Annotated in this window: 23 protein-coding genes, 1 other RNA gene and 2 pseudogenes; 7 read left to right on the top strand and 19 right to left on the bottom strand. The window is 70.7% G+C overall.

Annotation, left to right across the window (positions count from 1 at the left end; all coding sequences use genetic code 11):
* Nucleotides 1–37: 37 nt before the first annotated feature.
* Entirely contained in the window at nt 38–679 is a 642-nt protein-coding gene (thiE, locus tag CSC68_RS08765; RefSeq protein ID WP_162203185.1) for a thiamine phosphate synthase, read from the bottom strand.
* A 62-nt stretch (nt 680–741) separates the two neighbouring features.
* On the opposite strand from thiE, the gene CSC68_RS08760 reads away from it, so the two are divergent.
* Nucleotides 742–930 carry a rubredoxin gene (locus CSC68_RS08760; RefSeq protein ID WP_162203184.1) on the top strand — a complete coding sequence of 63 codons (189 nt, stop codon included), beginning with the start codon at nt 742–744 and terminating at the stop codon, nt 928–930.
* Between the two features lie 36 nt (nt 931–966).
* Here the strand turns inward: CSC68_RS08760 and CSC68_RS08755 are convergent, their stop codons facing one another.
* From CSC68_RS08755 to CSC68_RS08720, 8 genes are all read right to left on the bottom strand, one after another.
* Nucleotides 967–1,815, bottom strand: a complete 849-nt coding sequence (locus CSC68_RS08755; RefSeq protein ID WP_162203183.1) for a SirB1 family protein — start codon at nt 1,813–1,815, stop codon at nt 967–969.
* Nucleotides 1,816–1,892: 77 nt separating this feature from the next.
* Nucleotides 1,893–2,348, bottom strand: coding sequence for a DUF192 domain-containing protein (locus CSC68_RS08750; RefSeq protein WP_162203182.1), 456 nt, complete (start codon nt 2,346–2,348; stop codon nt 1,893–1,895).
* An 87-nt stretch (nt 2,349–2,435) separates the two neighbouring features.
* Nucleotides 2,436–3,083, bottom strand: a complete 648-nt coding sequence (gene rpiA, locus CSC68_RS08745; RefSeq protein WP_162203181.1) for a ribose-5-phosphate isomerase RpiA — start codon at nt 3,081–3,083, stop codon at nt 2,436–2,438.
* 95 nt (nt 3,084–3,178) lie between these two features.
* Nucleotides 3,179–3,655, bottom strand: coding sequence for an EVE domain-containing protein (locus CSC68_RS08740; protein WP_162203180.1), 477 nt, complete (start codon nt 3,653–3,655; stop codon nt 3,179–3,181).
* Nucleotides 3,652–4,263: a 5-formyltetrahydrofolate cyclo-ligase gene (locus CSC68_RS08735; protein ID WP_162203179.1), complete on the bottom strand. Its 612-nt coding sequence runs from the start codon at nt 4,261–4,263 to the stop codon at nt 3,652–3,654. Before CSC68_RS08735 ends, CSC68_RS08740 begins: the two co-directional genes overlap by 4 nt.
* Nucleotides 4,264–4,382: 119 nt before the next feature.
* A non-coding RNA gene (gene ssrS / locus CSC68_RS08730) (6S RNA) lies at nt 4,383–4,565 on the bottom strand.
* A 113-nt stretch (nt 4,566–4,678) separates the two neighbouring features.
* Nucleotides 4,679–4,990 carry a cell division protein ZapA gene (locus CSC68_RS08725; RefSeq protein ID WP_162203178.1) on the bottom strand — a complete coding sequence of 104 codons (312 nt, stop codon included), beginning with the start codon at nt 4,988–4,990 and terminating at the stop codon, nt 4,679–4,681.
* Nucleotides 4,987–5,211, bottom strand: a complete 225-nt coding sequence (locus CSC68_RS08720; protein ID WP_162203177.1) for a TIGR02449 family protein — start codon at nt 5,209–5,211, stop codon at nt 4,987–4,989. The genes CSC68_RS08725 and CSC68_RS08720 overlap by 4 nt, the downstream gene beginning before the upstream one ends.
* A 115-nt stretch (nt 5,212–5,326) precedes the next feature.
* On the opposite strand from CSC68_RS08720, the gene CSC68_RS08715 reads away from it, so the two are divergent.
* Nucleotides 5,327–5,872 carry a UPF0149 family protein gene (locus tag CSC68_RS08715; protein WP_162203176.1) on the top strand — a complete coding sequence of 182 codons (546 nt, stop codon included), beginning with the start codon at nt 5,327–5,329 and terminating at the stop codon, nt 5,870–5,872.
* Complete coding sequence (locus tag CSC68_RS08710) at nt 5,872–7,194, top strand: aminopeptidase P N-terminal domain-containing protein (RefSeq protein WP_162203175.1); 1,323 nt, start codon at nt 5,872–5,874, stop codon at nt 7,192–7,194. The genes CSC68_RS08715 and CSC68_RS08710 overlap by 1 nt, the downstream gene beginning before the upstream one ends.
* Before the next feature lie 855 nt (nt 7,195–8,049).
* On the opposite strand, the gene CSC68_RS08705 is transcribed toward CSC68_RS08710, so the two are convergent.
* Nucleotides 8,050–10,077 (bottom strand): sodium-translocating pyrophosphatase, encoded by a 2,028-nt coding sequence (locus CSC68_RS08705; RefSeq protein ID WP_162203174.1) that lies wholly within the window; start codon nt 10,075–10,077, stop codon nt 8,050–8,052.
* Between the two features lie 339 nt (nt 10,078–10,416).
* On the opposite strand from CSC68_RS08705, the gene CSC68_RS08700 reads away from it, so the two are divergent.
* Complete coding sequence (locus CSC68_RS08700; RefSeq protein WP_246193507.1) at nt 10,417–10,866, top strand: hypothetical protein; 450 nt, start codon at nt 10,417–10,419, stop codon at nt 10,864–10,866.
* A gap of 424 nt (nt 10,867–11,290) precedes the next feature.
* Here CSC68_RS08700 and CSC68_RS08695 read toward each other — a convergent pair whose 3' ends face one another.
* Nucleotides 11,291–12,559: a 6-phosphofructokinase gene (locus tag CSC68_RS08695; protein ID WP_162203172.1), complete on the bottom strand. Its 1,269-nt coding sequence runs from the start codon at nt 12,557–12,559 to the stop codon at nt 11,291–11,293.
* A 153-nt stretch (nt 12,560–12,712) separates the two neighbouring features.
* Between CSC68_RS08695 and CSC68_RS08690 the strand changes: the two genes are divergently transcribed.
* The gene (locus CSC68_RS08690; protein ID WP_162203171.1) at nt 12,713–13,279 is read left to right on the top strand and encodes an adenylate kinase; all 567 of its coding nucleotides are present in this window, start codon (nt 12,713–12,715) and stop codon (nt 13,277–13,279) included.
* 407 nt (nt 13,280–13,686) lie between these two features.
* Here CSC68_RS08690 and CSC68_RS08685 read toward each other — a convergent pair whose 3' ends face one another.
* From CSC68_RS08685 to CSC68_RS08670, 4 genes and pseudogenes are all read right to left on the bottom strand, one after another.
* Complete coding sequence (locus CSC68_RS08685; RefSeq protein ID WP_211365725.1) at nt 13,687–15,006, bottom strand: ABC transporter permease; 1,320 nt, start codon at nt 15,004–15,006, stop codon at nt 13,687–13,689.
* 11 nt (nt 15,007–15,017) lie between these two features.
* A complete protein-coding gene (locus tag CSC68_RS08680) occupies nt 15,018–16,184 on the bottom strand; it encodes an ABC transporter permease (protein WP_162203170.1) in 1,167 nt (388 codons plus the stop codon).
* 18 nt (nt 16,185–16,202) lie between these two features.
* Nucleotides 16,203–16,777: pseudogene (locus CSC68_RS08675) on the bottom strand (ABC transporter ATP-binding protein).
* A gap of 179 nt (nt 16,778–16,956) precedes the next feature.
* Nucleotides 16,957–18,195, bottom strand: coding sequence for an efflux RND transporter periplasmic adaptor subunit (locus CSC68_RS08670; RefSeq protein ID WP_162203169.1), 1,239 nt, complete (start codon nt 18,193–18,195; stop codon nt 16,957–16,959).
* A gap of 350 nt (nt 18,196–18,545) precedes the next feature.
* Here CSC68_RS08670 and CSC68_RS08665 point away from each other — a divergent pair, with 350 nt between their 5' ends.
* Both CSC68_RS08665 and CSC68_RS08660 read left to right on the top strand, forming a co-directional pair.
* Nucleotides 18,546–19,757, top strand: a complete 1,212-nt coding sequence (locus tag CSC68_RS08665; protein ID WP_162203168.1) for a sensor histidine kinase — start codon at nt 18,546–18,548, stop codon at nt 19,755–19,757.
* Nucleotides 19,758–19,830: 73 nt separating this feature from the next.
* Nucleotides 19,831–20,433, top strand: coding sequence for a response regulator transcription factor (locus tag CSC68_RS08660; protein ID WP_162203167.1), 603 nt, complete (start codon nt 19,831–19,833; stop codon nt 20,431–20,433).
* Between the two features lie 232 nt (nt 20,434–20,665).
* Here the strand turns inward: CSC68_RS08660 and CSC68_RS08655 are convergent, their stop codons facing one another.
* From CSC68_RS08655 to CSC68_RS08640, 4 genes and pseudogenes are all read right to left on the bottom strand, one after another.
* Nucleotides 20,666–21,715 carry a hypothetical protein gene (locus tag CSC68_RS08655; protein WP_162203166.1) on the bottom strand — a complete coding sequence of 350 codons (1,050 nt, stop codon included), beginning with the start codon at nt 21,713–21,715 and terminating at the stop codon, nt 20,666–20,668.
* 549 nt (nt 21,716–22,264) lie between these two features.
* Nucleotides 22,265–23,410 (bottom strand): annotated as a pseudogene (locus CSC68_RS08650) (leucyl aminopeptidase family protein); the annotation flags it as partial.
* A 33-nt stretch (nt 23,411–23,443) separates the two neighbouring features.
* Entirely contained in the window at nt 23,444–24,145 is a 702-nt protein-coding gene (locus CSC68_RS08645) for an HAD family hydrolase (RefSeq protein WP_162203165.1), read from the bottom strand.
* 448 nt (nt 24,146–24,593) lie between these two features.
* Nucleotides 24,594–25,667, bottom strand: coding sequence for an AI-2E family transporter (locus CSC68_RS08640; protein WP_162203164.1), 1,074 nt, complete (start codon nt 25,665–25,667; stop codon nt 24,594–24,596).
* Nucleotides 25,668–25,826: the final 159 nt, after the last annotated feature.

The following is a 25,826-nucleotide window of genomic DNA, read 5'->3' as shown; positions in this document are numbered from 1 at the left end:
TGTAGGCCCGCCCACGCGGGGCCGCCCCACGCGGCCGCTAGCCGGCGCCGGCCCCGAAGCAGCGCTGGTAGGCCCGCACCGCCGCCACCGGATCGGGCGCGTCGAACACCCCGCCGATCACCGCCAGCAGGTCGGCGCCGGCCTCGACCAGGGCGCGGCCGTTGCACGGGGTGATGCCGCCGATCGCCACCCGCGGCACGCCCAGCTCCGCCGCCTGCCGCAGCAGGTCCGGGGTGGCGCGGCGGGTCACGACCTTGGTGGTGGTGGGGAAGAACGCGCCGAAGGCCACGTAGCTGGCGCCGGCGGCGACCGCGTCGCGGGCCAGCTGCAGGCTGTCGTAGCAGGAGGCACCGAGGATGGCATCCGGTCCGAGCAGGGCGCGGGCCGCGGCCAGGGCGCCGTCGTCCTCGCCCAGATGGGCGCCGGCCGCGCCGACCTCGGCCGCAAGCGCGGCGTCGTCGTTGACCAGCAGCGGTACCCCGGCGCGTGCGCACAGGGTCTGGAGGGCGCCGGCCTGCGCGCGCTTCAGTGCCGGCCCGGCCGCCTTGTTGCGGTATTGCAGCCAGGCCACGCCAGCGCCCAGTAGCGGTTCCACCCGCGCCAGCAGGCGCGCGGTATCCGGCTCGTCCGGGGTGATCAGGTACAGGCCGCGGGCGGCGGGGGGCGGGGCAGGGTTCATGGCGATTCCGTCATACCGGGCTGTGGGACAATGGCGCCCCAACCGCAGGCCTGCATTATCCGATGAGCGAGACCGACACCGCCCCCTACCGCAGCTGGATGTGCGTGGTATGCGGCTTCATCTACCACGAAGCCGAAGGCTTGCCGGAGGAGGGCATCCCGCCGGGCACGCGCTGGGAGGACATCCCGGACACCTGGACCTGCCCGGATTGCGGGGTCACCAAGGACGACTTCGAGATGATGGAAATCTGAGCCCGGCGCCGCGCCCCGAGGGGCGGCGCGGCAGGCTCAGTGCAGCACGGCGCGGCGGCCGGCCACGTCGATCAGGCGCTCGCGGATCGATTCGGCATCCGACGCATCCGGCGACTGCTGCAGATAGCGGGTCAGGTCGCGGCGCGCGCCCTCGATATGGCCAAGCTCCAGGTAGGCCAGGCCGCGGTCCCGCAAGGCATCGGTTTCCTCCGGGACCAGCCGCAGCACGCGGTCGGCGCTGCGCGCGGCGCGGTCCCATTCCCCGGCCTCGGCATACACCCCGTGCAGGTTGCGCAGCACCCGCGCCAGGATCGCCCGGTGCGGGGCCGGGGTGAGGATCTGCAGCAGGACCTTGTCGTCCGGGGCCTCGCCGCCCAGGTGCGGGCGGGCGCGTTCGCGCAGCTCCTCCACCGCCAGCGGACGGCCGCCGTTGAACGGATCCATCACCAGCAGGCCGCCGTCCACCGGCAGCCGCACCAGGAAGTGCCCCGGGAACGACACCCCGTCCAGCGGGATGCCGAGGCGGCGGGCGACTTCCATCTGCACCACCGCCAGCGAGATCGGGTTGCCCAGGCGCCGCTCCAGCACCTGGTTGAGGTAGCTGTTGCGCGGGTCGTAGTAGGCGTCGTGGTTGCCGGTGTAGCCGACTTCCTCGAACAGGTGGCGGTTGATCGCCGCCATCTTCAGCGCGGTCGACTCGATCGCCTGCACCTCGGTGCGCAGGTGGTCGGCGTGCGACTGGACCAGGGCGTCGTACTCGGCCGGATCCAGGCCCGGGTATTCGTCGCGGGCGATCAGGAGGGCGGTCGGCAGCAGGGGCAGCGCCGCGTCATCCAGCGCTGCCAGGGTGTTCCAGTCGGGAAGTTGGATGTGCGTTTTCCCCATGTCGCCAAGACTGGGGGCCGCGGTGGCCACAATCAAGCCCGTACGCCACGGTTTGCGACGCGGCGTCGCCTGCGGCCTCAGTCGGCGGCCGGGATGCCCGGGCCGAAGATGAGCTCGTCCCCGTCCCGCAGGCCCAGGCGCGCAGCCTCGCCGGCATTGAGCTCCAGCACGTAGCGGGCCGGGGCCTCGCTGGGGTAGGCCGGGCAGCCGCGCCCGCTGCGGCAGGGCGGCACGCTGCGCTGCTGCGACACCAGGCGGCGGTCGTTGTCGAAGTACAGGATGTCCAGCGGGATGCGGGTGTTCTTCATCCAGTACGCCTGGGGTTCCTGGCGTTCGTGGATGAACAGCATGCCGTGGCCCGGCTCCAGGCGGTCGCGGAACATCAGGCCGAGCGCGCGCTCCTCGACGGTAGCGGCGATCTCCACCTGGAAGCGCTCGCCGCCCACCTCGACCCAGGGAGTGCGGGCGAAGGCGCAGCCGCAGAGCAGCAGCAACGCGGAAAGGACGGCGAGGCGGCGGATCAGTCGGGTCATGGGACCACCAGCAGCGGAACCTGGGCCGGAAGGTGGGGCAAACCCGGCGCGGCGGTCAAGGCCGCGCACGGGCACGCCGGGTCCGGGTCAGAGCACCCGTGGCGGCTCGCCGCCCACGATCACGATGTCGGCCGGGCGGCGCGCGAACAGGCCCACGCTGACCACGCCGGGGATCTGGTTGAGCTCGGTCTCCATCGCCACCGGGTCGGTGATCGACAGGTTGTGCACGTCCAGGATCCAGTTGCCGTTGTCGGTCACCACGCCCTGGCGCCACACCGGCTGGCCGCCGGTCAGGGCCAGGATGCGGCGGGCGACCAGGCTGCGCGCCATCGGGATCACCTCCACCGGCAGCGGGAACCTGCCCAGCACCGGCACCTGCTTGGCCGGATCGATGATGCAGACAAAGGTCTCGCTGGCCTCGGCGATGATCTTCTCGCGGGTCAGCGCCGCGCCGCCGCCCTTGATCAGGCGCTTGTGCGGATCGCATTCGTCGGCGCCATCCACGTACAGCTTCAGCGGGCCGGCGGCGTTGGCGTCCAGCACCTCGATGCCCAGCTCCTTGAGCCGCTTCGTGCTCTGCTCGGAGCTGGAGACCGCGCCGGCGATGCGGCCCTTGATCCGCCCCAGCGCCTCGATGAAGTAGGCCACGGTCGAGCCGGTGCCCACGCCGACGATCATGCCGTCCTCGACGTAATCGATGGCCTTTTCGCCGGCCAGGCGTTTGGCTTCTGACATGGGATTCGGGATTCGGGATTAGTGGATGGTCATTCGTGACTGTGACTCTGGGGGCAGCTTGTTGCTTTAGCCAATCCCGAATCACGAATCCCGAATCACGGTTTTTCGAGCGAAAGCAGCAGCTTCCATTGCGCCGCGGTGACCGGGAACACGGACAGGCGGTTGCCGCGGGCCACCAGGGGGAAGCCTTCGCCCAGTTCGTCGGCGTGCTGCTTGATCTCCTCCAGCGGGATGGTGCGCCCCAGCTTGCGTTCGAAGGCCACGTCCACCAGGAACCAGCGCGGCTGTTCGCGGGTGGCCTTGGGGTCGTGGTAGTCGGACTTCGGATCGAACTGGGTCTCGTCGGGATAGGCCTCGCTGGCCACCTTCGCGATGCCGACGATGCCCGGCACCTTGGTGTTGGAGTGGTAGAACAGCACGCCGTCGCCGACCTTCATCCCGTCGCGCATGAAGTTGCGCGCCTGGTAGTTGCGCACGCCGTTCCAGGGCTCGGTGCCGACCCGTTCCAGGTCGTCGATGGAAAACGCGTCCGGTTCGGACTTCATCAGCCAGTAGCGGGTGCGGGCGCTCACTTCGGGTCGTTCTCGTGCTGCGGGCTGCCGGCCGTCGGGCGCAGCAGGGTCCGGGTCTCGGTGCAGATGGCGTCGGGAACCACGTCCCACTCCGCCCCCTCCAGCGCATCCACCTGCTGCACGGAAAAACCGGCGCCAACCAGCCAGGGAGGCGCTGCGCGGTCGCGGCGGAATGCGAAGCTGCGATCATACCAGCCGCCTCCCATGCCCAGCCGCTGGCCGCCGGCGTCGAAGCCGACCAGCGGCATCACCACCATCGCCATGTCGGCCGGTTCCAGCGCCGAGGACGGCTCCACGTCCGGCTCCGGGATGCCGAAGCGGTTGGTGACCAGCGGGTCGCCCGACCGCCACGGCGAAAAGCGCAGCCGCTCGCCATCGAGCACCGGCAGGCACCACACCAGTCCCGCTGGCAGCTTCAGCTGCAGCACGTGCAGGCCGATCTCGCCATCCATCGCCCAGTAGCCGGCGACATAGCCGCGTTCGGGCAGGAAGGGCAGGGCGAGGATGCGATCGGCCAGTTCCTGGGCGGCGGCGATGCGGGTGGCCGGCGGCAGCGCGCGGCGGCGTTCGCGCAGCTCGCGGCGCAGGGTGGGACGGTCCTGGGTCATGGCAATCCGGGCGGGGTGGCGCTGCATGATGGCCGTCGCCGCCGGTCGCGCCAAGCCCGGCCGCCGCGGCGCGACGCACAAAAAACGACGCCTCCCGGTGGGAGGCGTCGTCGGAAGAATGGTTCTCCACCATGCCGATGCGGCGAAACGACCTTGAACCCGAGGTTCAAGTGGGAACGGTCGGAAACCTTCGGGCTTCCCGCTACATGGCGGACATGCACACCCGGCGTCGTCGCATCCCCGGTGTCGTTTTTAAGGGACAAGGCGAATGTTTTGCCAGCTGTCGAACACGGCAGAGAACGCGAGCTGATTATAGCCATGCCGCGCGGCCTGCCTAGCCTGCACGGCGTGAAATCGGGAGATTTCGGCAATGCCGGGTTCAGATGGCGAAGACGCGGTCGATCGCGACGCGCATTCAGTCTTGTGGCTTTTCCGTTGCCGGGCCGAGCAGCCTGTCGAGCCGGCGCTCGAGGGTGTCCAGGACGCGGGTGAGCTCGCGTTCGCGCGCGTCGCGTTCCTCGCGGGCCTGGTGCAGCTCGTGGGCCAGGTTCAGCGCCGCCAGCACCGCCAGGCGGTCCAGCGAGACCATCCGGTTGCTGCCGCGGATCTCGCGCATGCGCGAGTCCAGCAGGCGGGCGGCCGCCTGCAGGCTGTCGCGCTCGCCGGCCGGCACGCCGACGGTGTACTCGCGGTCCAGGATGCGGACTTCTACCGGCTCGGTGCTCACGTGTGCTGCTCCAGCGACCGCAGCCGCGCGATCATCGCCTCGACCCGGGAACGCGCCTGCTCGTTCTTCAGCAGCAATTGCGCGCGCTCGCCCATCAGCTGCTCCTGTTGCAGGCGCAGGCTGCGGTTCTCGTCGGCCAGGCGCTGGCAACGGTCGGCCAGCGCCTCGATCCGCGCGGCGAGGGCGCGGAGGCGGGCGGTGGCGTCGGGCGTGGGTTCCATGGGAAGCCACGATAGGCAGCGCCCCGCGCGCCGGTCAAGCGACCCCGGACGGCCGGCCACGGGGCCGTCGCGGCCGGATTGATACACTTGGCGTCCCTCCAGACCCCCGCCCGACATGTCGCAACTGCCCACTCCCCAGGAGGTCGCCGCGGCTAGCCGCGAGCTCGGCCTGGCCGCCACGCCCGCCGAACTGCACGGGGCCCTGTGCGGCTGGCTGGCCGGGGGCGGCGCCGACGTGCGCGAATGGACCGCCCGGGTGATGGCCGACGCCTCCCTGCCTGCTCCGCCGGCCGGCAGCGCGCTGGACCGCCTGCGCGAGGGCAGCGTGGCCCAGCTGGAGGACGGCGAATTCGCGTTCCAGCTGCTGCTGGCCGACGACGATGCCGGCGTGCGCCAGCGCGCGCAGGCCCTGTTCGACTGGTGCCGTGGCTTCCTCGGTGCCTTCGGCCTGGCCGCCGGCGCCAAGCCGCCGCTGTCGGAGGAAGGCAGCGAGGCCCTGCAGGACCTCGGCAAGCTCGCCGGGGCCCGGGTCCAGGACATCGACGAGGACGAGGAGGACGAGGCCTCGCTCTCGGAACTGGAGGAGTTCGTGCGGGTGGCGACCCTGCTGCTGCACGGCGACTGCGTGCTCGGGCCGCGCCACCGCCGCAGTTTCAACTGATGCGCTCGATCACCGGTATCCCCGTCGCGGAGTTCGCGCGCCGGCGCCGCCAGCTCATGGGCATGGCCGGCGACGACGCCATCCTGGTGCTGCCGGCCGCGCCGCAGCGCGTGCGCAGCCACGACACCCATTACCCGTACCGCCAGGACTCGGATTTCTGGTACCTCAGCGGCTTCCCGGAGCCGGACGCGGTGCTGGTGCTGGTGCCCGGGCGCAGGCACGGCGAGGCCCTGCTGTTCTGCCGCGAGCGCGATCCCGAGCGCGAGGCCTGGGACGGTCCGCGGTTCGGCCAGGAAGGCGCGGTGGCGGCGTTCGGCATGGACGACGCTTATCCGATCGACGACCTGGACGACATCCTGCCCGGCCTGCTCGAAGGCCGCTCGCGGGTGTACTACCACTTCGGCCGCGACGCCGAGTTCGACCTCAAGCTGATCGGCTGGGTCAACCGCGTGCGCGCCCAGGTCCGCCACGGCGCACAGCCGCCGCACGAATTCCTCGAACTGGGCCACCTGCTGCACGAGCAGCGCCTGTTCAAGTCGGCCGACGAGCTGCGGCTGATGCAGAAGGCGGCCGAGATCAGCATCCGCGCGCACCAGGAGGCCATGCGCGCGGTGCGGCCGGGCATGTACGAGTACGAACTGCAGGCCGAACTGGAGCGCGTGTTCCGCGCCTCCGATGCCTGCCCGGCCTATGCCAGCATCGTCGGCGCCGGGGCCAACGGCTGCGTGCTGCACTACATCGCCAACAACGCGCGCGTGCGCGACGGCGACCTGGTGCTGGTCGACGCCGGCGCCGAATACCGCTGCTACGCCGCCGACATCACCCGCACCTTCCCGGCCAATGGCCGCTTCGGCAAGGAGCAGCGCGCGCTGCACGACCTGGTCGGGCAGGCGCAGGCCGCGGCGCTGTCCCTGGCCAGGCCTGGCACGCCGTGGATCGCCATGCACGAAGCGGCGGTGGAGACCCTCACCGAGGGGCTGCTGCGCCTGGGCCTGCTCAAGGGTTCGCTGGAGAAGAACCTGTCCGAGGAGCGCTACAGGCGTTTCTACCGCCACAAGAGCGGCCACTGGCTGGGCCTGGACGTGCACGACGTGGGTGACTATCGCATCGACGGCGAGTCGCGCCTGCTGGAGCCGGGCATGGTGTTCACCATCGAGCCGGGCCTGTACGTGATGCCGGACGACACCTCCGTGCACGAGCGCTGGCGCGGCATCGGCATCCGCACCGAGGACAACGTGGTGGTGACCGAGGACGGGCACCGCGTGCTCACCGAGGGCCTGGCCCGCTCGGCCGACGAGATCGAGGCCTTCATGGCGGGCTGACTTTTCCGTTCAACGAGCATCGACGATCAAGGCATCGGCGCCAGGCGCGTAGCCCGGATAAGCGAAGCGCATCCGGGGTCCCCGCGATGGCCTGACGACCTGGAGGGTCCCGGATGCGGCCTTCGGCCTTATCCGGGCTACGCATCTGACTTTTCCGTTCAACGAGCATCGACGATCAAGCAGCGGCGCCAGGCTCGTAGCCCGGATAAGCGAAGCGCATCCGGGGTCCCCGCGATGCCCTGACGACCTGGAGGGTCCCGGATGCGGCCTTCGGCCTTATCCGGGCTACGCATCTTGCTCCTCTCTCCCCACGGGAGAGGGGGCTTTTCCGTTCAACGAGCATCGACGATCAAGCCAGCGGCGCCAGGCTCGTAGCCCGGATAAGCGAAGCGCATCCGGGGTCCCCGCGATGGCCTGAGACCTGGAGGCTCCCGGATGCGGCCTTCGGCCTTATCCGGGCTACGCATCTGGTGCGCGCGGGTGCGCGGACTCCGATTCCTTGTCCAATCCCTGCTTCGTGTCCCACGGGCCGCTCAAGCTTGCGGGCCTTGCTCCGGAGGGAGAGGGGAGAACGAAAAAGCCCCGGCATGGCCGGGGCTTCCTCGTTCAACAACCACCAACGATCAAAGCAGCGGCACCAGCAACAGGCGCGTAGCCCGGATAAGCGAAGCGCATCCGGGGTCCCCGCGATGCCCTGACGACCTGGAGGGTCCCGGATGCGGCCTTCGGCCTTATCCGGGCTACGCATCTGCCTCGCGCCCGGGCCGCGCGAGCGTGCGCCCTTCCCCGGGAGGAGAGGGAAAAAGACGAAGCCCCGGCATGACCGGGGCTTCCTCGTTCAACAACCACCAACGATCAAAGCAGCGGCACCAGCAGCAGCGCCACGATGTTGATGATCTTGATCAGCGGGTTGATCGCCGGGCCGGCGGTGTCCTTGTAGGGATCGCCGACGGTGTCGCCGGTGACCGCGGCCTTGTGCGCCTCCGAACCCTTGCCGCCGAAGTTGCCGTCCTCGATGTACTTCTTGGCGTTGTCCCAGGCGCCGCCGCCGGTGGTCATCGAGATGGCCACGAACAGGCCGGTGACGATCGTGCCGATCAGCAGGCCGCCCAGCGCCTTCGGTCCCAGCAGCAGGCCGACGACGACCGGCACCGCCACCGGCAGCAGCGAGGGCACGATCATCTCCTTGATCGCCGACCGGGTCAGCATGTCCACCGCGCGGTCGTACTGCGGCTTGGCCGTGCCCTGCATGATCCCGGCGATCTCGCGGAACTGCCGCCGCACTTCCTCCACCACCGCACCTGCCGCGCGGCCCACCGCCTCCATCGCCATCGCGCCGAACAGGTAGGGGATCAGGCCGCCGATCAGCAGGCCGATGATCACCGTGTGGTCGGACAGGTCGAAGGCGTAGGTCGTGCCGGGATTGGCCGCGCGCAGGTTGTGCGTGTAGTCGGCGAACAGCACCAGCGCCGCCAGCGCCGCCGAACCGATCGCGTAGCCCTTGGTCACCGCCTTGGTGGTGTTGCCCACCGCGTCCAGCGGATCGGTCACCGCGCGCACCTCCGGCGGCAGCTCGCTCATCTCGGCGATGCCGCCGGCGTTGTCGGTGATCGGGCCGTAGGCGTCCAGCGCCACCACCATGCCGGCCATCGACAGCATGGCCGTGGCGGCGATGGCGATGCCGTACAGCTCGCCCAGCGCGTACGCGCCCCAGATGGCCGCGCATACCGCCACCACCGGCAGCGCGGTCGCCTTCATCGACACGCCGAGGCCGGCGATGATGTTGGTGCCGTGGCCGGTGGTCGAGGCCTGGGCGACGTGCCGCACCGGGCCGTACTCGGTGCCGGTGTAGTACTCGGTGATCCACACGATCAGCCCCGTAAGTACCAGGCCGATCAGCGCGCAGGCATAGAGGTTGCCGGCCCCCACGGGCGAGCTTCCCATCAGCGAGGTGGTCACCGGCCAGAACGCGATCGCCGCCAGCACGCCGGAGACGATCACGCCCTTGTAGAGCGCGCCCATGATCGAGCCGCCTTCCTTCGTGCGCACGAAGAACGCGCCGATGATCGAGGCCACGATCGACACCCCGCCCAGCACCAGCGGGTACAGCACCGCGTTGGGCCCGACCTGGTCGAGCATCAGCCCGCCCAGCAGCATGGTCGCGATCACCGTCACCGCGTAGGTCTCGAACAGGTCCGCGGCCATGCCGGCGCAGTCGCCGACGTTGTCGCCGACGTTGTCCGCGATCACCGCCGGGTTGCGCGGATCGTCCTCGGGGATGCCGGCCTCGACCTTGCCCACCAGGTCCGCGCCAACGTCGGCGCCCTTGGTGAAGATGCCGCCGCCCAGGCGCGCGAAAATCGAGATCAGCGAGGAACCGAAGGCCAGGCCGACCAGTGCGTGCAGGTTGTCGGCCAGCGACAGCCCCAGCTTCTGCAGCAGCCAGAAGTAACCGGCCACGCCCAGCAGGCCCAGCCCGACCACCAGCATGCCGGTGATCGCGCCGCCGCGGAACGCCACGTCCATCGCCGGACGCAGGCCGCGGCGCGCGGCCTCGGCGGTGCGCACGTTGGCCCGCACCGATACGTTCATGCCGATGTAGCCGGCAAGGCCGGAAAGCACCGCGCCGATGGCGAAGCCGATCGCGGTGTACCAGCTCAGGAACAGCCCCACCAGCACGAACAGCATCGCGCCGGCGATGGCGATGGTGAGGTACTGGCGGTTGAGGTAGGCGCGTGCGCCTTCCTGGATCGCCGCCGCGATCTGCTGCATGCGTTCGTTGCCGGCTGGCTGCGCCAGGATCCAGCGTGCCGAGATGATGCCGTAGAGGATTGCGAGTACGGCGCAGGACAGCGCCAGCGTCAGACCGTGTTGTTCCAGCATGACCCCTCCCGAGGTGTGTGGATGCCGTCCGACCGGAGTCGAACAGGGAGGGACCACGCCTGGCGAGCCATGAAGCACTGGAACGGACCCGTTACCGAGACGCGTCGCACCGTGTTCGACTTCCGTGGAGTGGGCGGAGTATGACCGCAGCGGAGTGCAGAAGGCCACACGACGTTCATCTAGGTCGCGTCAGGCTGTAGTCCCCCCGCACGCGCGCTGCACATGAACCGCCATCCCCTGCGTCCCCACCGCGCCACCGGCGTCCAGGCCGTGCGCAGCCACGCCGCCTACCGCCAGTCCCTGCTGCTGGTCCTGCTGGCCACCGCCCTGGCGCTGGTCATGCCCCTGCGCGCGCAGCCGCAGGCGGAAGGCCCCACGCCCCGCGTCGGCGCGCCGCAGGCGCCTGGCGCGCTGCACACGGTGCGGCAGATCCCCGAGGCCTGCGTGCGCCTGGAAGGCCGCTACGCCGCGGCCGGCTACGACCTGCAGGTGGTGCCGGTCGGTGGCGCCTGCCAGCCACGGGCGCGCTTCGTGGACGCGGCGCGGGCGCAACCGTCGGCCACCGCCGGCTGGACGCTCAACGACGTGGTCCGGATCCCGGAGGCGGCCTGTGCGGGCCGCGAGGCCGTGGTGCAGGTCTGGCGCAAGGCCGGCGGGACCGTGGCGCGCGATGGCCAGGGTCAGACCCGCGTCTACCTGGAGGAAGGGCGCCAGCAGGCTGCCTCGGCGGCGGCGTCGCTGCCGCAGTTCAGCGCCGTGGTGCAGGCGCCTTCCGGCGCCTGCGGCTGAGCCAGCCCCGGCAGGCACGCTCAGTACAGGGGCAGTGTGTCCCGATCCACCGGGATTCCCTGGTGGTGAGAGCTGCCGGCTGCCGTCGGCCACCCGGGTCCAGATCGAGCTGCGCAGGTGGCATGGCTGGCGCCGTCATCCCTGCCCACCTGCACCGAGTGGTAATGCAGCAGCGCCCAGCCCGGGCCAGGCCGCTGCACGCGGTGGCCGCCGGCCCGCACCTGCGGGCGCGGCGTGCCACTGGCGAGGACGCCGATGACCGTGTCGCGGTCGTAGCGGGCGCCGGAGCGCCCCACCTCGTGGAAATCCGGATGCAGCAGGCAGCCGCCCGCGGCCGCAGTCGCGGCCGGGATGGTGCAGCCCGGCCTCCAGCGCGGCGAGCAACGCGGCCAACCCTTCGGCCGCGTCGCCTGCCGCCATGGCCTCAGCCTTCCCAGGCCGGCAGCTTCTTCTTCACCGGCGTGTTCTTCAGGGTCACGTACTTCGGCAGGCCATCGCGGCCGTAGGCCAGCGGGGCCTCGCCGCGGATCAGCGGCTCCAGGTATTCACGTGCCCTGGCGGTGATTCCGAAACCGTCCTTGCGGATGAAGCCGGCCGGCATGGTCTTCTCGTGGTTGGCGACCTTGTGCAGCGGCGCCGCTTCGATCTTCCAGCGGTACGGGGTCGACGACGTGCGCACGATCACCGGCATCACCGCGTTGCGGCCCTGCAGCGCGTACTGCACCGCCGCCTTGCCCACGGCCTGGGCCTGCTCCCAGTCGGTCTTCGAGGCCAGGTGCCGGGCAGAGCGCTGCAGGTAGTCCGGCAGGGTCCAGTGCACCTTGTAGCCGAGCCCGTCCTTGACCTTGCCGGCCAGGTACGAAGCCACGCCGCCGAGCTGGGTGTGGCCGAACGCGTCCTTGCCGCCGCCGGCGTCGGCGACGAACCTGCCGTCCTTGTCGCGGATGCCTTCGCTGGCCACCACCACGCACCAGCCGACCTTCTTCACCACCTTGTCGACCTGGGCCAGGAACGCGGCCTCGTCGTAGGCGCGCTCTGGGAACAGGATGATCTGCGGGGCATCGTCCGGCGACTGCCCGGCCAGGCCCGCGGCCGCGGCCAGCCAGCCGGCGTGGCGGCCCATGGCCTCGTACACGAACACCTTGGTCGAGGTCTCGGCCATGGCCTGCACGTCCAGCGCCGCCTCGCGCACGGACACGGCAGTGTACTTGGCGGCCGAACCGAAGCCCGGGCAGGTGTCGGTCACCGCCAGGTCGTTGTCGATGGTCTTGGGCACGCCGATGCAGGTCAGCGGATAGCCGAATTCCTTCGCCAGCTGCGAGACCTTCCACGCGGTGTCGGCGGAATCGTTGCCGCCGTTGTAGAGGAACCAGCGCACGTCGTGCGCCTGCAGCACCTGTAGCAGGCGCTCGTACTTGGCGCGGTCGGCGTCCAGGCTCTTGAGCTTGTAGCGGCACGAACCGAAGGCGCCGCCCGGGGTCTGGGCGAGCGCGGCGATGGCGGCGGCCGACTCCTTCGTGGTGTCCACCAGTTCCTCGCGCAGCGCACCGAGGATGCCGTTGCGGGCCGCCAGCACCTTCACCCCCCGCGCCCGCGCCTCGGATATCACGCCGCTGGCGGTGGCGTTGATGACAGCGGTAACACCGCCGGACTGGGCGTACAGCAGGGTGCCTTCGGGTTTGGCGCGGGCCATGGACGACTCCTGGGGACGGGACATTGTTCTGGGACTGGAAGGCCGGATGCGGTAAGCTGCCGGACCTTGGTGCGGCGCAGCGCGCGCCGCCAGGGACGGTGGGGAGTCTAGCGCCCCGGGCCCCTACGGAACATTCATCCAGGGAGTCGATTGATGCGACTTGTACTACTTGGCCCGCCCGGGTCCGGCAAGGGAACCCAGGCTACCCGCCTGAAGGAAACGCTGGGCGTCCCGCATATCTCCACCGGCGACCTGCTGCGCGCCGAAGTCGCCGCCGGCAGTCCGCTCGGCCTGCAGGCAAAGGAAGTGATGGCCCGCGGCGAGCTGGTGTCCGACGACATCCTGCTCGGCATGCTCGAGTCGCGCCTCGGCCGTGACGACGTGGCCAAGGGCTTCATCCTCGACGGCTATCCGCGCAACCTCGCCCAGGCCGACGCCCTGGACGGCCTGCTGGCCAAGATCGGCCAGCCGCTGGACGCGGTGGTGCAGCTGGACGTGGCGACCGACCTGCTGGTCGAGCGCATCGCCGGCCGCGCCAAGGCCGAAGGTCGCGACGACGACAACCCCGAGTCGGTGCGCAAGCGCCTGCAGGTGTACAACGACTCCACCGCCCCGGTGATCGGCTTCTACGGGAACCGCGGCACGCTGACCCGCATCGACGGCGTCGGCACCATGGACGAGATCACCGCCCGCATCCTGGCCGCGCTGAAGAAGGCCTGAGGGGCAGTGGCCCTCTCCTCCGGGGGGGGGATTGGGAGAGGGTCGGATCCTGTGTGGCTTCCGGCCAGCCGGATATGAAGAACGCGCTGCGTCTGGGTGGCGCGTTTTTTTTATGCCGGCGATTGCTTCGGGCGCGTGTGGGGGCTCGTCCCAGGCGCTGCCGTGGCAGCGTAGCCCGGATAGGCGAAGCGCATCCGGGGGTTCTCCAGCACCGTAGCCCGGATAAGCGAAGCGCATCCGGGGTCCTCCAGTATCGGCGGTCCCCGGATGCGGCCTGCGGCCTTATCCGGGCTACGCGGGGTCACTCGCCAGAAGAAAACGCCCGGCACGAGGCCGGGCGTTCGATGCAGCAGGGCTCGATCGTCAACCACGCGCGGTATTCCCGGCCCGCGCGTGGCGCTACGCCATCACGCCGCCCGCAGCGCCTCCGTCACCGGCAGGCTGGCCGCGCGCAGGGCCGGGAACAGGCCGCCGATGAAGCCGATGGCCAGGGCCCACTTCAGGCCTTCCCACAGCAGGGCGCCGGTGACCTTGAACTCGAAGGTCAGCTGGGCCACGCCGCCGGCCACGGTCGAGGCGGTGTAGCCGTTGAAGATCAGCCAGGCCAGCAGGCCGCCGATGATGCCGCCCAGCGCCGCCAGCAGCATGGTCTCCAGCATCACCGCCACCACCACCGGCATGCCGCGGAAGCCGATCGCGCGCAGGGTGGCGATCTCCCGCGCCCGCGAGGCGACCGAGGCGAACATGGTGTTGAGCGCGCCGAACACCGCGCCGATGGCCATGATCGAACCGACCACGATGCCGATCACCCGCAGCACCTTCGACAGGCCCTCGGACTGGCGGCGGAAGTACTCGCGGGTGGTGGTCGCTTCCACCTTCAGCCGCGGGTCGGCGGCGAGGGTGGCCTTGAACGCGTCGAAGGCCTTGGCGCTGGTCAGCCTGGCGATCACGCTGGCGCGGCTGCTGCCACGGCGGTAGGTGGTGGAGACGATTTCCGCGTCGGCCCACATCTCCGACTCGGTCGAATCGCCGGACTCCAGCACGCCGACCACCGTCCAGGTGTTGCTGCCCATGCGCACGGTCTTGCCCACGTCCAGGTCCTTGAACTGGCGCTGCGTGCCCTTGCCGACCACCAGCTCGCGGCGGCCGGGCTCGAACTGGCGGCCCTCAACGAGCCTGACGTTGGGCCGCACCTGCCACGCCATCGGGCCGACGCCGCGCAGGGTCACGCTGCCGTCGTCCTTGCCCTCGCGCAGCGGCAGGTTGGCGGCGACCAGCAGTTCCGGCGAGGCCAGCGGCCGGCCCTCGGCGTCGCGGGCGACTTCGGGCGCGCGCTCGATCGTGCTGATCGCCTCGCGCTCCAGCACCGACATCAGCTCGGCCGAGGAGCCGCCGCGCAGCACGATGGCGGTCTCGTCGTTGCCGGTGTTGCCCACGGTCTGGCGGTAGCCCTCGGACATGGCCAGCAGCGCGACCAGCACGCCGACCACGCCGGCGATGCCGATCACCACCACCGAGGACGAACCCAGGCGCTGGGCCAGGGTGCTCACGCCGACCGTGGTCACCGAGGCGGCCTGGCGGCCGCTGCGGGTCAGCAGCATCCACAGCGCGAATAGAACGGCCACCGGCAGCAGCACCTGCCACGGGGCCAGGACCCACAGCACCAGGGACACCACCAGCACCAGCGCGACCAGGGCGCCACGGAGCATCTTCTTGATCAGGTTCATCATCATTCCCCTCAGCGTCCGGCCAGTGCATCGACGATGTTCAGGCGCATCGCCCGGATCGCCGGCAGCGCGCCGACCAGCAGGCCGATCGCCACCATCAGGCCCAGGCCGAGCAGCCAGCTCTGCAGGCCGATGGTCGGCAGGTTGATCATCCCGCCGGCGACGGCGTTGACGATCTGGCCCAGCACCGTGGCCAGGGCCAGGCCCAGCACGCCGCCCAGCAGTACCAGCAGCACGGATTCGGCAAGCACCATGCCCAGCCCCGACTGCGCGGTGAAGCCGATGGTGCGCAGCACCGCCAGCTCGGAGGTGCGCTCGCGCACCGCCTGGGCCATGGTGTTGCCGGTCAGCAGCAGCAGGGTGAAGAACACCGCGCCCATGATCGAGCCGACGATCAGGCCGATGTCGGCCATCTGCTTGAGCTGCGAGGCCATCGCCGCGGCCTCGCTCATGGTCTTGGTCTCGTGCGGCGAGTTGGCCGACAGCGCGTCGATCGCCTTGGCCACCGCGTCGCTGCGGCGCACGTCGGCCACGCGGCTGATGTACCAGCCCACGTCGCTGTTTACGTACGGCGTGGACTCCTCGAAGTACTTGTAGTGCAGCAGCAGCATGTTCTCGGTAAAGCCGGCGTTCTTGCCGTCCTTGGCGCGCAGCGTGCCGGAGATCACGAACGACCAGTTCAGGGTGCCGTCGCTGTTGGGGAAGATCGTCGACTGCAGCGGGATCTGCTGGCCGACCTTCCAGCCGAAGCGGCGCATCAGGCCTTCGCCCACGAGCACGCCGGTACGGGTGGCGTCCCACTCCTTGCGCTGCGCCGGATCGACTTCGATCTCCGGGTACAGGTCCAGGTAGTTCGGCGCCACGGCGAAGGTGAACAGCTGGTTGCGCGGGTTCTGGTAGGCGCCGCCGAACCAGTTGGCCCAGGTCACCGCCTCGACGTTGTCCAGCCGCTCGATGCGGTTGGCCAGCGACATCGGCAGGCTCTCGATCATCGACAGCCGCGAGGTGGTCTGCAGGCGCTGCGCGCCGTCGGAGTTGCGGCCCAGGTCGGCGAACGCGGTGCGGATGCCGTCGAGCATGCCGAACAGCAGGAACGCGGCCAGGATCGAGGCGAGGGTGAGGAAGGTGCGGGTCCTGCGCCGGAACAGCGCCGCCCAGATCAGGTGCAGGTATTTCATCGCATGTCCTCCGCGCCGTCAGGCGGCCTGGGGTGCCTGCTCGACCAGCGTGCCCTTGTCCAGGTGCAGGGTATGGGTGGCGTACCCGGCCGCCTTCGGGTCGTGGGTGACCATCACGATGGTCTTGCCGTGCTCGCGGTTGAGTGCCTGCAGCAGGCCGAGGATCTCCTCGGCCGACTGCCGGTCCAGGTCGCCGGTGGGCTCGTCGCAGATCAGCAGGGTCGGGTCGGAGACGATCGCGCGGGCGATCGCCACGCGCTGCTGCTGGCCGCCGGACAGCTCGTTGGGCTTGTGCGAGACGCGCTCGGACAGGCCCACCAGCTGCAATGCGATCTGCGCGTTGCGCTTGCGCTGGGCGGCGCCGAGCCTGGTCAGCAGCAGCGGCAGCTCCACGTTCTTCTGCGCGCTCAGCGCCGGCATCAGGTTGTAGAACTGGAACACGAGCCGACGTTCTGGCTGCGCCAGTGCGAGAGCTGGCCGCTGCCGAGCTGGTCGATGCGCTGGCCGGCGACCTCGATGCTGCCGGAGCTGGGCGTGTCCAGTCCGCCGATCAGGTTCAGCAGGGTCGTCTTGCCCGAGCCGGACGGTCCCATCAGCGCGACGAAGTCGCCCTCCTGGATGTCCAGGTCGATGCCATGCAGCACTTCGACCTTCTCCGGGCCGCGCTGGTAGGTCTTGGTGAGGTTGCGGATCGAAACCAGGGTTGCCATGGCTTTGCCTCGTTGGAATGCGTGGCCGTCGGGCCAGGGGAGGGCGCCGCAGTGCGGCTGTGTCAGTTGGAACCGGCGGGCTTCACCCGGTCGCCGTCGGCCAGCTCTTCCGGCGGATCGAGCACGACCAGTTCGCCCGGCGCCAGGCCGGAGGTGATGTCGCGGGTGCTGCCGGTGGAAGCCGTGGCCTGGACCTGGCGCTCGCTGACGCGGTCGTCGTCGCCGAGCACGAACACCAGCGCCTGGCCATCGCGCTCGACCAGCGCCTCGGCCGGGATGCGCACGCCGGTGCGCGGCTCGTCGTCGTTCTCCGGCGCCTGCTCCAGGAAGCTCACGGTCACGCCCATGTCCGGCACGATCCGCGGGTCCTTCTCCTTGAGCGCGATGCGCACCTTGACCGTGGCCTTGCCGCGGTCGGCGGTGGGGATGGTGGCGATCACCTCGGCCGGGATCTTCCAGTCCGGATAGGCGTTGAGCGTGGCTTCCACCGGCATCTTCGCCCTGACCCGGCCGATGTAGGCCTCGCCCACGTCGACCTCGACCTCCAGCGAATCCATGTCGACGATGGTGCCGATGCCGGTGCGGGTGAAGCCGCCGGTGGCCAGCGGCGAGACGATCTCGCCCGGCTGCGCCGCCTTGGCGATCACCACCCCGGAGAACGGCGCGCGCACGACGGTGTTGTCCACGCCGTGCCCGGCGATGCGCAGCTGGTCGCCGGCGACCTGGGCGTTGCGCTGGGCGGTGGCCAGCTGCGCGCGCAGGCTGTCGCGCTGGGCCACGGCCTGGTCGTACTGCGCACGCGAGACCAGCTGCCCGGCGGCGAGGCGTTCCAGGCGGGTGGCGTTGGCCTCGGCCTCCACCAGCTGCGCCTGCACGCTCTCGATCTGGGCGCGCGCGGCGGCCAGCTGCGACTGCGCCAGCGCACGCTGGGCATCGGCGTCGACCGGATCCAGGCGCGCCAGCACCTGGCCTTCCTCGACCCGCATGCCTTCCTCGATCAGCACTTCCTGCACGCGTCCGGTGACCTTGGCCGAGACCGTGGCCATGCGCCGGGCGACGACGTAACCGCTGGCGTCGAGCACCGAGGCCGCGGACGGGCCCGAGGACAGGGGCGCGGCCTGGGCGGTGCGCACTTCCGGGCCGCCACCGTCGCGCAGCAGCCACCACGCGATCGCGATGGACAGCAGCACCACGCCGGCGATCGCCAGCGGGATCACCACCTGCAGCGGGCCAGGCGTCTTCTTTTCCGGCTGGTTGCGCTCGATGCGCAGTTGCTTGAGCAGTTCAGCGTTGTCGTTCATTGCAATCCCGTGCATAGGAGCCGTCGGAAGTGTCCAGCCTAAGCCTGCCCGGCGCGAGTTGCCGGAAGTCACTTTGTGGCGGAGGACGCGTTGCGGGCGATGGAGGCGGCCCGCGGCGCGATGGACGGCGCGGGGCGAACTCTGGACCGGCGCCGGTCGCGCGCCCAGTGACAGCTGTCACCTGTCCTTCGTGGCAGGCGTGCATGGCCGGCCGCGGCGCCGGCGCGGAGACTGGCCACCGTGGCCCTGGCACTGGCCACTTCGCGCCACGGCGCCGGACTCCCAGCCGGCCCCGCGGCGCCCCCAGACAACCGGCGGCGTACCATCGCTGCGTCGCCAGGGAGAACGCGATGTCCACTGCCACCACCGGAACTGCCGGAACCATGCTGGGCCGCATGCTGCGCCCGGCTCCCGATTCCATGGCCGGCTGCGCCATGCGCCGCGGTCGCCCGGCGTGGTCGGAGTACGTCCATGTGGTCTGGTCCATCTGGGTGTTCATCGTCCCGGTGTTCACTCCCGACGGTTATGACCGCCGCTGGACGACACTCACCCTGGTTTCCTACCCGCTCTTCCTGGCGCTCTACACCGCCAGCGTCCTCGCGCCGGCGCGGCGGGTGGCGATCTTCGCCCTGGGCCTGGCCGCCCTGTGCCTGGTGCTGGTGCCCTGGTACCCGGCGGGCATGAGCTACTTCATGTTCGGCTGCATCTTCCTGGGCATGGCCCGCTGGCGCAGCTGGTGGGGTTATCCGCTTGCGCTGCTGGCGCTGAACGCGCTGTTCGTGGGGGTGACCCGCTACTTCGGCTACCCGTGGTCGGCGATGGTGTGGATGCCGTTCACTTCGCTGGCCATCGGCCTGGTGGTGCAGCTGCAGCAGGTGCTGGAGGGCAAGGAGCAGGCCTTGCAGCTGTCGCAGGACGAGGTGCGCCGCCTGGCCACCACCGCCGAACGCGAGCGCATCGGCCGCGACCTGCACGACCTGCTTGGCCACACCCTGTCGCTGGTGGCGCTCAAGGCCGACCTCGCCGGCAAGCTGCTGGAGCGCGACCCGGCCGCGGCGCGGCGCGAGATCGACGAGCTCGGCGGCGTCGCCCGCCAGGCCCTGTCGCAGGTGCGCAAGGCGGTCAGCGGCATCCGCTCGGCCCAGTTCGCCGCCGAGCTCGCCGCCGCCGGCCTGCTGCTGCAGGGCGAGGGCATCCGCCTGCACCTGCTGCGCAACGACGCCTCGCAGCTGCCGCCGGAGCTGGAGACCGCGCTGGCGCTGTGCCTGCGCGAGGCGGTGACCAACGTCCATCGCCACGCCCGCGCGCGCAACGTGCAGGTCTCGCTGGAGGTCGACGACGGGACCTGCCGCCTGCGGGTGGAGGACGACGGCCGCGGCGGTGCGATCCGCCCCGGCAACGGCCTGACCGGCATGCGCGAACGTATCGACGGCCTCGGTGGCCGCCTGCTGCTGCAACCGGCCAGTCCGCGCGGCACCTGCGTGCTGGCCGAGGTGCCGCTGCGCGAGGCAGCCGCGCGCGAACCGCTGGCGCCGGCCGAGCCCGCCACCGCCCAGGGCTGAGCGGCCCGGCTACTGCGGGCGGCGCGGACGGCTCTGGTAACTTGCACGCCATGTCCACCACCTGCCGCCACCGGTGATCCGCGTCCTGCTGGCCGAAGACCAGGCCATGGTCCGTGGCGCGCTGGCCGCGCTGCTGGGGATGGAGGCCGATATCGAGGTCGCCGGGGTGGCCGCCGACGGCGAGGAGGCCTGGCGTGAGTTGCAACGCCTGCAGCCGGACCTGCTGGTCACCGACATCGAAATGCCCGGCCTCGGCGGCCTGGACCTGGCCGCGCGCATCGCCCGCCACGAGCTGCCGGTGAAGGTGGTGATCGTCACCACCTTCGCCCGCGCCGGCTTCCTGCGTCGCGCCCTGGATGCCGGAGTGCGTGGCTACCTGCTCAAGGACGCCCCACCGGAGCGCCTGGCCGAGGCCCTGCGTACCGTGCACCGCGGCGGCCGCGCGATCGACCCGGAGCTGGCGCTGGAAGCCTGGACCGAAGCCGACCCGCTCAACGAGCGCGAGCGCCAGGTCCTGCGCCTGGCCGGCGAGGGCCTGTCCTCGGCCGAGATCGCCAGCCGGCTCGGCCTGTCCCAGGGCACGGTGCGCAATTACCTGTCGGAGGCGATCGGCAAGCTCGGCGCGGCCAACCGCATCGAGGCGCACCGCCTGGCGCGGCAGAAGGGCTGGCTGTAGCAGCGACCCCTGCACTCGGCGGATCGCGTGATCCCGCGCGCCGTGGCTCGGTCCAGGCGCAGCACGCCCCCTCCTCAGCGCCAGCATCACCAGATCTACCACCCGTGCGATGCGGGCATGGCGGCGTTCGCGCGGCGGCGCGTTCGGCATGCGCATGCAGGACCTCGCGGACGGGTGGAGCGACCGTCGCGCCGGATCCGGCGTGGCCCGGCGGTGACGACGCTGCCTCCGGCTACCTCAGCAGGCGCACGGCGAGGGAGAGCACGAAGATCAGCGTCAGGACCAGCCAGAAGGGCAGCCTGCTCCTGCGGGCATTTTCCTTTGCCCGCAGCCACTCCATCGCCGGCTTCATGGCCCGCGCCCGTTCGAGGATTTCGCGGTCGTGCGGAAGGAGGGCGGCCTCTTCCACGGTGACGCCATCCGCCGCGCCCTCCAGCACCGGCTGCACGAGTGCCCGGTTCTTTGCGAGCAGGGTCTCGCGTTCCAGCCGGACGGCTACTTCCTGCCCGTCCATTTCGTGCGTCCAGTTCACAAGGAGCGGGGCCCGGTCGCGCATGCGCAATTTGCATGCGGCCTGGTGGATGGCCGCTGGGGGCATGCCGAACATGTGCAACAGCACCGGCAGGGGGGTGTACTCCCGGGTGCCGCGGGCGCGCCGGGTCCAGGAAGGCAGGATGAGCGTGGCGCGCGGCCACCTGTCCAGGTAGCGCTGCGCATCGCGGACGCCCAGCCACAAGATATGGAGCTTCAGCCACCGTGCCCGTGGCAGCCGCTGGACTTCAAGCGATATGCCGGCCACAACGCGCCAGGGGATGTAGCCATAGCGGAAGTGCTCGATGCCCTCCGCGTCCATCCGCAGCACCGGGCCGCGGCGCAGCATCGGGCGGATGCCGGGCCAGCCAAGCCAGGCGAACAGGAAGAGGCAGAGCAGGGCGAAGGCAACGGGAAGCGCCCGCTGGCCAGCCGGGGTGGCATGGACGACGGCCACGACCAGCACGCCAAGACCTGCCCAGGCCGCGGGCACGATCAGGTTGGGGCCGCTCTCGAACGCTTCGCCGCGACGCACGGCGTCAAGCGCTTCCTGCCCCTTCACCCGCAATTGCAGGCTGAGGAGGAAGTACAGACCCAGGGTCAGCCCGGCGGAGCCCGCCGGAACGAGAGCGTCCAGTCCAAGTGGCGCGTCCGAGCTGGACCGCTGGATCCACACCACCAGCAGAGGCAGTCCGAGCACCGCGTTTGGGATGCCCAGTATCAGGAACAGGGCACGCAGGAGTTTCAGCATCCAGCTTCCCTCTCGATGTGCGCCCTTGCCCTGCGTTCCCCCGGACGCGGGGGGAGCGGTGGGCGCAGGCTCGGTGCGATACCCGCCAGAACCAGGCCGGCAGGGACACTGCGAACACGATCCAGCCGACCCGCGTGTTGACCTTCGCCTTGTCCTGCATGCGCCGCTCGTGGACGGCTGGACGTGGAGGCGGCCAGCCTCCCCTTGCAGGCAGGCAAGACGGGCAGCCCCAAGCCCGGCGTTGCGACCGCCGTTGCCCTGATCCAGAGCGTTGCCATCCCCAGGTCGTCGAGCATCCTGCCTTCCGTTGCAGTCAATGTCCGCGCACGGCCGTTGTTTCGCGGCGCTCCCCGCCGTGCGAGCGCGGGAGGATCGCACAGGTGCCACGCCTCTTTCAGCCGCTTGCCGCCGGATTCCGACATGCGGCGTGCCCGCCGCAAGGACCGGGTGCGCACGCCCACCGGTGTCTGCCCGCGCAGCCGGATCCGGGAACGCAGAGGGCCGCGCGTTGCCGCGCGGCCCTCCGGCCTTGCCGATATGGCCCGGGGTTCAGCCGCCGACGCGCGCCTTGAGCAGGGCGTAGGCCGAGCGCAGGCCCAGGGCCTCGCCGCCGGCCGGACGGCCCGGGCGCGCGCTGTCGTTCCAGGCATAGGTGTCCAGGTGCGCCCACGGCAGGTCCTCGGGCAGGAAGCGCTCCAGGTACAACGCCGCGGTCACCGAGCCGGCCATGCGCGAGCCGGCGTTGGCCAGGTCGGCGACATTGCTGGCCAGGTAGCGCAGATACGGACGCCACAGCGGCATGCGCCACACCGGGTCGCGGGTGTCGCGGCCGGCGGCCAGCCAGCCCTCGGCCACGGCGTCGTCGTTGGCGAACAGCGCCGGCAGGTCCGGGCCCAGGGCGATGCGCGCCGCGCCGGTCAGGGTGGCGAAGTCCAGCACCAGGCCCGGCTTCTGCTCGGCGGCATAGGCCAGGGCGTCGCACAGGACCAGGCGGCCCTCGGCGTCGGTGTTGTCGATCTCCACGCTCACGCCCTTGCGGGTGGCGATGATCTCGCCCGGACGCAGCGCGTTGGGGCCGATCGAGTTCTCCACCGCCGGCACCAGCAGGGTCAGGCGCAGCGGCAGCCGGCGGGCCATGACCAGGCCGGCCAGGGCCAGCGCGTGCGCGGCGCCGCCCATGTCCTTCTTCATGTTGCGCATGCCGTCGGCCGGCTTGATGTCCAGGCCGCCGGTGTCGAAGCACACGCCCTTGCCGACCACGGCGACGTGCGGGTGCGAGGCATCGCCCCAGCGCAGCGCAATCAGGCGCGGCGCGCGGTGCGAGGCGCGGCCGACGGCGTGGATGGCGGGGAAGTTCTTCGCCAGCAGCTCGTCGCCGGCGACCACCTCGACCTCGGCGCCGTGCGCCTGGGCGAGCTCGCGGGCGATCGCCTCCAGCTGGTCCGGGCCCATGTCCTCGGTCGGGGTGTTGACCCAGTCGCGCACGCGCGCGCAGGCGGCCAGCACGTCCAGCGCCTCGGCGTCGGTGTTTTCCAGCAGCAGCTGCGCCGGGGCGCGGCCGCCGCGCTTGTAGCGCTCGAAGCGGTAGCTGCCCAGGCCCCAGCCCAGCTGCAGCGCGGCCAGCTGGTCGGCCGGCAGTTCGCCCTGCGGCGCCCAGGCGCCCTCGGGCAGGACCTGCGGGCCGTGGGCGTAGGCGGAGTTCATGCGGGTGGTTCCGGGTGTGGGCCTTCAGCAGGCCAGGTGTGCGTCCAGCCAGTCGGCCAGCGCGGTCAGGGTGTCGAAATGCAGGTCGGGCTCCAGCTCCGGATGCGACCACGCCTCGCCGGTGCGGTTGATCCAGCAGGTGCGCAGTCCGGCGCGCGCGGCGCCGGCCACGTCCATCTCCACGTGGTCGCCCACGTGCAGCACCTCGCCATGGCCGCAGCCCAGCCGCTGGCAGGCGGCGTGGAAGATGCTCGGGTGCGGCTTGGCGTAGCCGTGGTCGCGCGAGCCGAGCTGGAAGGCGAAGTGCTGCATCAGCCCGATCCGCTCCAGGTCGGCATTGCCGTTGCTCACCGCGGCCACCGGCACCTTCGCCGCGATCCGCGCCAGCGCATCGACCGCGTCCGGATAGAACTCGACCTGGTTGCGCGCGGCGTAGAACGCCTCGTAGGCCGGCTCCAGCAGGTCCAGCGACGCGCCGCTGGCCTGCAGCGCCTCGGCGAGGGTCAGCCGGCGCAGGGCGGAGAGGTCGTGGTGCAGGTGCGGGTTTTCGCGGAAGGAGCGCTCGCGCAGCTCGCGCATGGCCGCCACCGGGAACATCGCCGCGGTGGCCGGGCTGTGCTCGAGCATCCACTCGTAAAGCACCTGGTCGATCCGGGCGCCGATCGGCGCGAACGGCCACAGGGTGTCGTCGAGGTCGAGGGTGATGGCGCGGACGGTGAAGCTCACGGCGGCCATTGTAGGCCCGGGGCCGGGGGCGTGGGCGGAACGCTCCGTTGGCCCTCTCCCACCGGGGGACGGAGATCCGTAGCCCGGATAAGGCCGCAGGTCGTATCGCGCCCCTGCGCCTCTTGGGCGCGATCAGGTCCGGGCCGTCGCCATGGCCGTGCCATCTCGGGGTACGAGGCTCCTTCCTGCAGGCCGAACCTGTTCCCGGGCCGCACGCATTGCGCGCGCCTGAACCCGGGTGCACTGCGCTTACCCGGGCTACGCGGCTGCAGGCCGCACCTGTTCCCGGACCGCACGCATTGCGCGGGTCTGGCCCCGGGTGCGCTGCGCTTACCCGGGCTACGCGGCGCTGGGGGGGATATGAGTAGCCCGGATAAGGCCGCAGGCCGCATCCGGGGTCCCGGGCAAGGACGGGGAGCCAGACCCGGGTGCGCTGCGCTTACCCGGGCTACTCCAGCAGCCGGGCCCAGCCCTGCATGCCTTCGAGCTGTTCGAGCACCAGCTTCACGCACACCAGCAACGGCACGGCCAGCAGCAGGCCGACCAGGCCCCACAGCCAGCCGAACAGCATCAGGGCCAGGATCAGCACCAGCGGCGACAGGGCCATGCTGCGGCCCAGGATGATCGGCGTGACCAGCTGGCCCTCGATCGTGTGCAGCACCAGGTACAGCACCGCCGGGGTCACCGAGGCCAGGGTCTCGTCGAAGCGGATGAAGCCCACCAGCAGCATCGCGATCATGCCGATCAGCGGCCCCACGTAGGGCGCGTAGTTCAGCAGCATCACCATCGTTCCCCACAGCAGCGCCTCCTGCAGCGGGAAGCGCAGCGCCACCAGGATGCCGGCGAACACCAGGCCGACCGCGGCGTTGATCAGGCTGATGGTCAGCACGTAGCGCGAGACCTGGTGCTCGATCGACTGCAGGATCTCCACCGTGAACTTCTTCTGCTGGCGCCCGGGCAGCAGCGCGATGGCGTTCCGCTGCAGGTTCTCGCCGTAGACCATGAAGAAGAACGTCAGCAGGATCACCGCCAGCACCGAGGCCAGCAGCCGCGGGGTGCGGGTCAGCACCGCGTAGGGATCGTCCACCCGAGTGCGCACCACCTGCACCTTGCGGTTGGCCTCGCCGGCAGCGGCGCGGGCCATGTCCTCGGCGATGCGGTTGGCCTCGTGCATCGGCCTGGTGAGGTTCTGCAGCTCGCGGCCGATCTTGCGCGCCTCGCGCGGGGCCTGTTCGGCCCAGGCCGTGGCCGGCGCGACCAGCTGCACCGCCAGGGTGGTGGTGGCGGCAAGGCCGACCAGCAGCACCAGCAGCGCCGCCAGGAACCGCGGGATCCACAGTTTGCGCAGCAGCCGGATCAGCGGATTGCCGACCAGGGCGAAGAACATCGCCAGCAGCACCGGCAGGATCACCTCCTGCGCCGCCCACAGGGTGAAGCCCACCGCCAGGGTGGCCAGCACCACCAGCGCGGACGGGCTGCGCGGTCGCGGATGCGGCAGGTGCGCGTCGATCGGGACCGGCACTGTCGCTTATACACACCTCCGAGCCCACGCGACCCCGGAGCAAATCGTTTGCCGTATTCTGCTTTAAAAGATGAACAGAATCAAGTGACTAGGTGAGTGTATACATGGTCTTTGGTTAACTGGCATCGATGCGAAGAGAACAGGTGATCAACGCGATAG

This window comes from Pseudoxanthomonas suwonensis (assembly GCF_010093235.1).
Taxonomy (GTDB): domain Bacteria; phylum Pseudomonadota; class Gammaproteobacteria; order Xanthomonadales; family Xanthomonadaceae; genus Pseudoxanthomonas; species Pseudoxanthomonas suwonensis.
This window is presented reverse-complemented; position numbering and strand designations above follow the sequence as displayed.